This is a genomic window from Vibrio sp. Vb2131, assembly GCF_033338535.1.
Taxonomy (GTDB): Bacteria; Pseudomonadota; Gammaproteobacteria; order Enterobacterales; family Vibrionaceae; genus Vibrio; species Vibrio alginolyticus.
In genome coordinates this window covers 41189-50273 of sequence record NZ_JAWOSW010000028.1, presented here as the reverse complement: position 1 = coordinate 50273, position 9085 = coordinate 41189, and the positions used below count along the sequence as shown (strand labels likewise).

Below are 9085 nucleotides of genomic sequence, written 5' to 3'. Positions count from 1 at the left end.
TGGTGATTTCTCCAATTGATTTTCCGGTGTAGCGGTTTCCGACGTCTCGGAAAACCAAGTAGTTCTCTCAAAGTTACCTCTATTAACGACACCAAATTCAGAAGCTTTAGAAAAAAGTTTAAAAAAATAACATTGCGAGATTTAGCTAATAAAATTGAAGAAAAGTAAGAAAAAGTGCTCAAGTTTCCACAAATCGAGCCGAGAGGGCTAAATTGTATAGAAAACCAGCAAAAGGAAACAATTAAAGGTAAGTTCGCAGACGATAGACGTGAAAATTAGAAAAGAAAAAGCCCCTTTTCCTTTGAGAGAACTGGGGCTAGGTTGGTCGCCAGAGCCTATGTGGAGATCAAGAGAAATGAACACATTTCCGGCATACCGAGTGCAACTTTACATTGAAAATGATTGGCAGGTGAGAGATGAGAGAGCCGCTCATTCTATTGTAAAGTTGCTTGCCAAAAGCCTGCATTCCCATCCACGTCTGAATGTATTGAGTACAGGCTAAGTAAACTACTGCAATAGTGACATTGCAGAGTTTGGCAACTGTTTCGCTTGAGCAAGAATCGATGTACCTGCCTGTTGCAAAATTTGTGCTTTGGTCATTTGCGTGGTTTCTTTCGCAAAATCTGTATCTTTAATTCGGCTGTTCGATGCGTCAACGTTTTCTTGGATATTCGCCAAGTTGTTGATGCTGTGACTCAAACGGTTTTGCTTCGCACCTAAGTCTGCACGTTGCGAGTCCACGTATTTCAGTGCCGAATCCAGCACAGAAATCGCGTTTTGAGAACCTTGTACCGTGGTCATATCAATATCTTGTACTGACGTTCTGATAGGTTCATCACTCAGGCCAAGCTCAGATGCTAATCCACCAGAAATAGAAATCTCACCCTGAACGTTTGGATGCGCGACAAAAACTTGCAACTTGCCATCTTCACTTACAGACGCATTAATCATATCAGACTGACCATTAATGTAAGTGGCAAGCTCTTCGATGTCGTCGCCCGCTTTGGCATTAATGTTGATTTCTAGATCATCAACATTGCCGTCTTCGTCTTCACCCATACCTGGTAGCGTGATCTTCAAGTCAGATTTAGCTGGGTCAACGCTCCAGTTTTTATCTTTACCATTTTCAGATAAGAAGGTCACACCGCCCATGCGAGTATCGTCCGCACGAATGCTGGTGAGTCCCATGATCATGGCTTCACCTGAGCTCGCACCAATCTGGAATGCCGCTTCACCGAATGAGCCGTTCAATAGACGACGACCACCAAATGAAGTGGTTTCTGCAATACGGTTTAGCTCGTCAATCAATGCCATTGACTCTTCGTTGATCGCCTGACGCTCAGCCGGAGAGTTAGTACCGTTCGATGATTGAATCGCAAGGTCACGCATTCGTTGCATGACAGAGGTTGCCTCATTCATCGCACCTTCAGCGGTTTGTGCAATCGAGATACCATCGTTCGCGTTACGCATTGCGACATCTAGGCCACGAGACTGTGCAGTTAAGCGGTTAGAGATCTGTAGACCTGCCGCATCATCTTTTGCACTGTTAATCTTATGTCCTGAAGATAAGCGCTCCATCGACGTGTTTAATTCATCAGTCGCTTTGTTTAGGTAACGCTGCGCGGTCATCGCGGAGACGTTAGTACTAACTGTTACAGCCATTTTGCTCTCCTGTTGAGTTCGCAAGCTTTTGCGAAGCGGCCAGCTTTACTCTCATTTGGATAAGCACTGACCGTAAAAGTTACTTGCTAAATCTGCCTTAAACGCAGGGTTTAGAATCTCTAAATCTGTTCTGATATTTTCAATACAATTTGTGTGCCAACTTGCGTAAATTATTTAACTACTTTTAAAAGAATCAAATAAACAATAAGTTAGCCTTATCATTAAGCTATTTCCGGTTTGTCAGCCTCATCTTAGCCCAAGGGTATTGAACGCTGCCCTGTTGCCGCCCGACTTGCCTCCCGCATCATTGCCGCTTTGGGTAAAATCGTGCCGCATGACATCTCAGACTCTCAGGTTACGTCGACTTATCGCGCTTAAGGCTTTGCACATAAGGCATCAAAATCAGACAATGTGTATGAGTGTCATACTAGATGTAGTTAAACAACGTTAGATCTTTGGTCTTACCGAATGCTTGTTGCGATGCCTGTAACGCTCGCGAGTTTTCACTGAACTCGATCACGGCTTTAGAGTAATCCAAGTCCTCAAAGTTGCTCTTCGCTTTTGCCAGAGACAAATTAAAGTCTTCATGATTTTGCTCTTGGATATCCAGCGTACTCAATCGAGCACCGGCATCTGTACGCGCTTTATTCAAATGGATAAAAGCAGCGTGGAATTCTTCTGTCATTTGGTGCAATTTAGCAGTCGCCGACGTATCCGAAACCGATTTGTCTGACCATGCCATTGCATCCTTGAAGGTATCGAAAATGCTGAACTCTGCCCGCTTTTCGATCTCAATGCTGTCACCAGGCGTAATTTGGCCTTTTACGTGCACTTTCAGGCCTTTGTATTCAATCCCTTTCTCTGGAGAAAACTCATCGGCATCCACTACTTTGCCGTTACGCTCTAATTGGTAACCAAATTTGCCGTTATTCATATCGACAAATGTCACGCGATACGCCGCATCATCCTTAGCGTCAACGTTAGTAGCTTTGTTTAGCAACAGCTCAGAGCCGTTTTGTAGATCGTAATTCGGCTGATAATCGCCAAATGGGTTTGGTATCTCCATAAACAGCTTGCTGCCAGGATCGTTCATTGGCATCTCAAGCATGCTGGAGACTTTCATTTTGCGCTGATAATCGTCCCCAGCGTATTGAACACTACCGTCTTTATCGCGATAGAATGGTTGGCTTTTTGGCTTAGTACCCGCAAACACGTAGTTACCAGATTCATCTTGCGAGTTCACTAAGTTAAGGAAGTTGTTCGCAATCTCTTCTAACTCACGCTTCTTTGCTTGTCGGTCTTCAGCAGAAAAGGCACCGTTAATCATCTCCATCGTTAAGCGCTTCGACTCGTCGGCAAAATTCTCCGCATTGGCGATATTAACTTCGTGGTTTTCTAGACGATTACGCACCAACACTATAGAGCTAAGATATTGTTGTAGCTGCTCTTGTTGCTGACTAATGTTTTGGATGTAATGCGCAGCGAGGGGGTCGTCACTAGGTTTCAGTAACTTTTTCCCTGAAGCAAGTTGCTCTTGGTTGTGGTGAACCTTATTCTCTTGACGACGCAAATCATTTTGTACGGACTGATAGTTATGGAAACTAGAAATTCGGGTTAGCACTTATCTCTTCTCCTTACCTCAGTTGTAAAATGGTATTGAAGGTATCATTCGCCGCTTGCATCACACGTGATGAAGCCATGTACGCTTGTTGAAACTTCATCATGTTGGCCGCTTCTTCATCGAGGTTAACGCCAGAGATAGAAGCAACGCGCTCTTGTGCCGCCTCATGCTCTAAGCGAGCGACAGAGGCTAATCGGTTTGCTGTAGAAGATTTCAATCCGACTTCGGTATTGAGGTTGTGATAAACATCGATCAAAGTACTGGATTTTCCGTCCATCATCTTATCTGTTTGGATCTTCTGCATTTTTCTCAAGTTGCCATTACCACCTTCCGAAGGCACCAAGTTCGCGGTGAACTTGTCATTCATCAGCGCACCTTCGCTCAGCTCAAATACAGTCGCATCGCCATTTTTATACAGCGGATGACTTTTCGGCACTGAGATTTCAATCATCGGGTTATCTTTGTCTAGCGGGTATGAGTATTTGTCCGATAGCAAATTGCCTTTGTTGTCCGTGATCTTTAACCATGGCTTATCATGTTTCTCGTCGGCTGGTTGTACGGTGACCTCAAACTCTTTAACATCCCCCGCCTCACGAATTTTGAACTTGGCGTTACCTTGAGCAAAAGTGGTTGAAGCTTCATAACTTTGCGCGGCAATGGCTTTTGCATCATTGGTTTCCATCTTGATGATGGCTGCGCCACTTCGTGTTGGGCGCAATAATACGCGCTCACCAGCGGCAAGACCTTCACCGATTTGCACTTTCATACCATCCAGAACAAACGAAGAATCTGATTGATCAATGTTCAACGACATTTGCTCACCTTTCGGTGTTGTCACGCTATACTGGTCGCCATCATAACGTAGCGAATATTCACCACCTTTGATCGCTGAAATATCATCAATGTAAACCGCAACATCAGCTTGAGAGTCAGGCGCAGCAAAAACTCGAGATTTTGCCACCAGCTCAGAGTTCACGTCGGTAAATACGTCTTTACCTATCTTACCGTTAAGATCCAGACCTTGAGATTGCAGCTGATTAATTTTGTAGGAGAAACCCGTCGCTAAACGGCCCATTTCATCTTGCAGTTGTGGAATGTGTTTGTCGCGCATTTCAAGCAAAGCGCCGATTTTGCCATCCATGTCGTCAGACTTGATCGCTTTAATGCCATCCCCTTCCACCATTGCTAAGCGTCTTTGATGAACATCCGGATAGCCATCGATCATTTTGAGCTGGCTTGCTTCCGTGCCAGAAACAAGAGTGTGTCCATTGCCGATATGAACATTAAACCCTTCGGCATTTTTGCGTGGGGTTACGGTAACTTTGGTGTACTCTGACAGCTCAGTAACCAGCTTTTCATGCTGATCCATCAGGTCATTATGTGGGCCCGGGGTGCGCATCATCAGTCGATGAATATCGCGAATTTCCAACGCAAGTTGGTTAACGCGCTCAATGCCCATATCCAATTTTTTATTGGTGACATCAGATTGCAGTCGAACGGTTTCGTGGAAATCATTTAATGTATCAGAGAAGATTTTCGCCTTTTCCAATACCACTTTTCGTGCCCCTAAATCGTTCGGGGTATCTGCCATGGTTTTTACCGCATCGAACCACTCATTCAGGTTCTCAGGAATTTTCTTCGATGCCACAGAGCTCAACATGCTAGATAGCATATCAAGATTGTCTTGGGTATCCGTTTTGTTGGCATTGTTGGTCGACGACAGGTTCAGTTCATTCACGGCAAACTGATCCCACGAGCGGCGAACATTTTCCACATGCACACCCATGCCGTAGGTAGAACCACCAAACATGCGCGGATCATTCGTGCCTTGGATAACAGACTGACGGCTATAACCCTCTGTATTAACATTAGAAATGTTATGACCAGTGGTGTTTAATTGCCTCTGAGCAGTAAGCACACTTTGAGTACCTACATTCAGAAGATCTGACGCCATACATGCCCCCAAAAACGAAATATAAATCGGCAAAACCGATCACCTAGACACATTAAAAGCAAAAGATGTGCCAAGTGATAGAAAGGCGTAGATGTTCAGATAAAGTGAAGGCTTGCACTATGGCAAGCCTTCGAGAACGTCATAAATTGTCGCAGAGACATTACATACTTTCGATTTTATCCTTCACCTGCAGGACTTTATCTGCGTAATTCGGATCGGTCGCGTAACCCGCACTGTGGATACCGCGAATAAACGACTCTGAATTCCCGCGTTGCTGCAATGCTGTCTCGTAACGTGGGTTGTCATTCAAAAATCGTACAAAGTCACTAAAGCTGTCTTCGTAACTTGAGTAGGAGCGAAACGCTGCCGTCTCTTTCACTGGCGTGTTATCGTGGAACTCTAAAGTTTGAGTCGTCACTTTGTCACCCTGCCAGCTTCGATCTGCTTTGATGTTAAATAAGTTGTTGCTGCTGCCACGCGCGTTCTTCACGACCTTTTGTCCCCACCCCGTTTCCAAAGCGGCTTGCGCAAGTAGCAAAGATGGCTCGACACCTAAGGCTTTCGCAGCTTTCTCCGCGTATGGCTTCATCGAGTTAACAAAGGATTCTGGTGAATCGAATCGAGTGGGTTCATTGCTTGGTCGAGATAATTGACCAGATTCAATCAAGCGCTGTTCAATCTCGCGCGCTTTTTTCGGGTCAACACGACGATATTCCGCAGCATTGTTTGCCGCATCACGCATAGCCGTTTCTTTTTTGTCGTTCCCTTGCCCAGCCGTTAATTGCTTAACAATCATATCGGCCAGTCCCATTGAACCAGACGAACTCAATTCACTCGCCATCTGTTCATCCAACATTTGTCGGTAGAACTTCTCGTTTTGGCTGTTCATCATGTTGGACTCAAAGCCCTCATTGGCTTCACGCATGGATTTCAACATCATGGAGGTGAAGATCGATTCGAACTGACGAGCAGCCGCATGCAATGCTTCTTGCTCGCCATCTTTTCCCTCTTTCACTGCTTTTTGACGCAGAGTGTCCAGAGAACTGATGTCATGGATAAAACCAATGTCGTTAGGATTGTTCATTATACCTACCTCCTAACCATTAAATGATGATCAACTGGCCTTCAATGGCACCAGCTTGCTTCAATGCTTGTAAAATTGCCATCAAGTCCGAAGGCGCAGCCCCGACTTGGTTCACGGCACGGACCAAATCATCCAACGTTAAGCCTGGTTCGAACTTAAACATTTTTCCTTGCTCTTCGCTGACTTCGATATCCGAGTCTGGTACGACTACGGTTTGCCCACCAGAAAAGCCGTTAGGTTGGCTAACATTCAGGTTTTCTTTGATCGCAACCGTCATGCCGCCATGCGTTACTGCTGCTGGTTTAAGACGTACATGCTTACCAACTACAATAGTGCCCGTTCGTGAGTTAACGATGATTTTGGCTGCACCATCTGCCGGGTCGAATTCTAGGTTTTCGATTGCCGATAAGAACGCAACACGCTGACTGACGTCACGAGGAGCACGCACGCGCACTGATGTCGCGTCAACAGCGCTCGCCATTTGTGGGCCAAGGAAGTTGTTTACAGCATCCGCCATACGTTGAGCCGTTGTGAAGTCTGACTCAAGCAAGTTGAACGTGATGTAATCACCACGACCAAATGGGTTTGGAATTTCTCGCTCTACTGTCGCACCACTAGAGATAAGACCAACGGTTGGATTGTTACCTACGATTTTAGAACCGTCAGCGCCTTCAGCACTGAAGCCGCTCACCACTAAGTTACCTTGAGCAACCGCGTAAACTTGACCGTCGAGACCTTTGAGGAACGTTTGTAGTAGCGTACCACCACGCAAACTTTTAGCACTTCCGATGGAAGAGACAGTCACGTCCACTTGCTGACCCGGTTTAGAGAAAGGCGGCAACTCTGCCGTAACCATGACTGCGGCAACGTTTTTAATTTTTGGCTTTGTGCCCGGCGGCATCTGAATGCCGAAGTTTTGCAGCATGGCGGCGAAACTTTGCTCTGTAAACGGGTTCGCTTCACCCGTACCAGGTAAGCCTGAAACCAAACCATAACCCACGAGTTGGTTGCTTCGTACACCTGCCACTTGCGCGACGTCTTTGATACGTGCGGCTTGGGCTACGGTAGAAAACAGAGCAACGCTCATCAGTACTAAAAGGAGTTTTTTCATGCTTACTTATCTCTTGCAGTCAAATTGCCGTCAGCAGGGCGTGTTATAGCGCTACATTAAAAAATCGTGCCAAGAAGCCTGGCTCTTGCATATCTTGTTGCAAACCAGTGCCAGAGTACTGAATTCTTGCGTTAGAAACGCGATTTGATGCAATGGTGTTGTCGAAATTAATATCATCCGGACGAATAGTGCCACTTAAACGTATGTACTCATCACCTGTATTTAGCGTCATCCACTTCTCACCGCGGATCACGAGGTTGCCGTTTGCCAGTACTTCAATCACCTCAACAGTGATGTAACCACTGATGCTGTTGCTCTGCTTTGCAGAAGAGTCACCCGCAAATGAGTTGGAATTGTTTAAGTCATAAGAGAAATTATATTTTCCGCCAATTTGCAGCTCTTCTCCGCCCACTTGAAGCGGGTCCATTTGCGCTTCATTGGTTTTCGATAAATCGGCATTTGCGCTTTTCGTCGCACTGGTTGTCTCATCCAGTGTTACGGTAATAATGTCGCCAATACCACGTGGTTTAGAATCGTCATAGAGATCGGTAATGTGCTCGGCGCTAAACAACGAACCTGTTGCAGCAGCATAATGCTCAGGTTTGTTTTTCGGATGAATTGGAGCCCAAGCAGGGTCGCCAGCAACCGGATCGCTTCTACCACGTAAAGTATCTACAATACCGCTGCTCTCTTCTTTCGATTTATCGCCTTCTACTGCGTCGACCACAGTGGTTGCTTGTGTCACTTCATCCGTTTCAATCGGTTCCAACATGGCACAGCCCGACATCGTAGCAATCAAAGCGAGTAGGCAAATACGTTTCATCGTGAGCTCCTCAAATCTTGCTCTTAATCGTTACAATTGCTGGTTAACGAAGCTCATCATTTTATCGACTGACGAGATCACTTTTGAGTTCATTTCGTAAACGCGCTGGGCTTCGATCATGTTGACCAACTCTTCCGTTACATTCACGTTGGACGCTTCCAGCATGGATTGACGAATTTCACCCAAACCGTCCAAACCAGGAACACCCTCTTGTGGATCGCCACTGGCACCCGTTGGTAAGTAAAGGTTCTGACCAATTGGCTCTAGGCCGCCCGGGTTAACAAAATCTGTAATGGTTAGCTGACCAACGACTTGGTTGTCTTGCTGACCTCGGACGCGAACCGACACTTCACCATCCGTACCGACAGTAATAGAAATCGCATCTTCTGGAATCACAATTTCAGGCTCTACAGGGTAGCCAGAACCCGACGTGACTAACGTGCCTTCACCATTTAGCGTGAACTGACCGTTACGGGTATAACCGATGTTGCCGTCCGGCAATGTCACTTGGAAAAAACCGTCGCCTTCCACCATCATGTCCAGTGCGTTGGTCGTTGTCTGTGCATTGCCGTGCGTGTGCACTTTTTGCGTCGCAACCACTTTAGAACCCGCACCTAACATCAAACCACTTGGCAGTTCCGTGTTCTGAGATGACTGGCCGCCAGGTTGGTTGATGTTCTGATAGAACAAATCTTCGAATACTGCACGGCTCTTTTTGTAGCCGACAGTAGAAGCGTTCGCCAAGTTGTTCGAAATCGTGGCAATGTTGGTTTGTTGGGCGTCTAGACCTGTTTTACTTACCCATAGTGCTGGATGCATAGTGAACCTCT

General features: G+C 46.0%; 7 protein-coding genes. All 7 read right to left on the bottom strand.

The features are described from left to right. Positions 1–507 precede the first annotated feature (507 nt). Positions 508–1662, bottom strand: a complete 1155-nt coding sequence (locus tag R7E38_RS21540; RefSeq protein ID WP_005382038.1) for a flagellin — start codon at positions 1660–1662, stop codon at positions 508–510. A gap of 427 nt (positions 1663–2089) precedes the next feature. Next, positions 2090–3283 carry a flagellar hook-associated protein FlgL gene (gene flgL, locus R7E38_RS21535; protein WP_005382037.1) on the bottom strand — a complete coding sequence of 398 codons (1194 nt, stop codon included), beginning with the start codon at positions 3281–3283 and terminating at the stop codon, positions 2090–2092. 13 nt (positions 3284–3296) lie between these two features. Then, positions 3297–5237, bottom strand: coding sequence for a flagellar hook-associated protein FlgK (gene flgK / locus R7E38_RS21530; protein WP_017819974.1), 1941 nt, complete (start codon positions 5235–5237; stop codon positions 3297–3299). Positions 5238–5397: 160 nt separating this feature from the next. After that, complete coding sequence (flgJ, locus tag R7E38_RS21525; RefSeq protein ID WP_167415672.1) at positions 5398–6324, bottom strand: flagellar assembly peptidoglycan hydrolase FlgJ; 927 nt, start codon at positions 6322–6324, stop codon at positions 5398–5400. 16 nt (positions 6325–6340) lie between these two features. Continuing rightward, positions 6341–7432, bottom strand: coding sequence for a flagellar basal body P-ring protein FlgI (locus R7E38_RS21520; RefSeq protein WP_005393118.1), 1092 nt, complete (start codon positions 7430–7432; stop codon positions 6341–6343). 43 nt (positions 7433–7475) lie between these two features. After that, complete coding sequence (flgH, locus tag R7E38_RS21515; RefSeq protein ID WP_005382033.1) at positions 7476–8255, bottom strand: flagellar basal body L-ring protein FlgH; 780 nt, start codon at positions 8253–8255, stop codon at positions 7476–7478. 30 nt (positions 8256–8285) lie between these two features. Beyond that, positions 8286–9074: a flagellar basal-body rod protein FlgG gene (gene flgG, locus R7E38_RS21510; protein ID WP_005382032.1), complete on the bottom strand. Its 789-nt coding sequence runs from the start codon at positions 9072–9074 to the stop codon at positions 8286–8288. Positions 9075–9085: the final 11 nt, after the last annotated feature.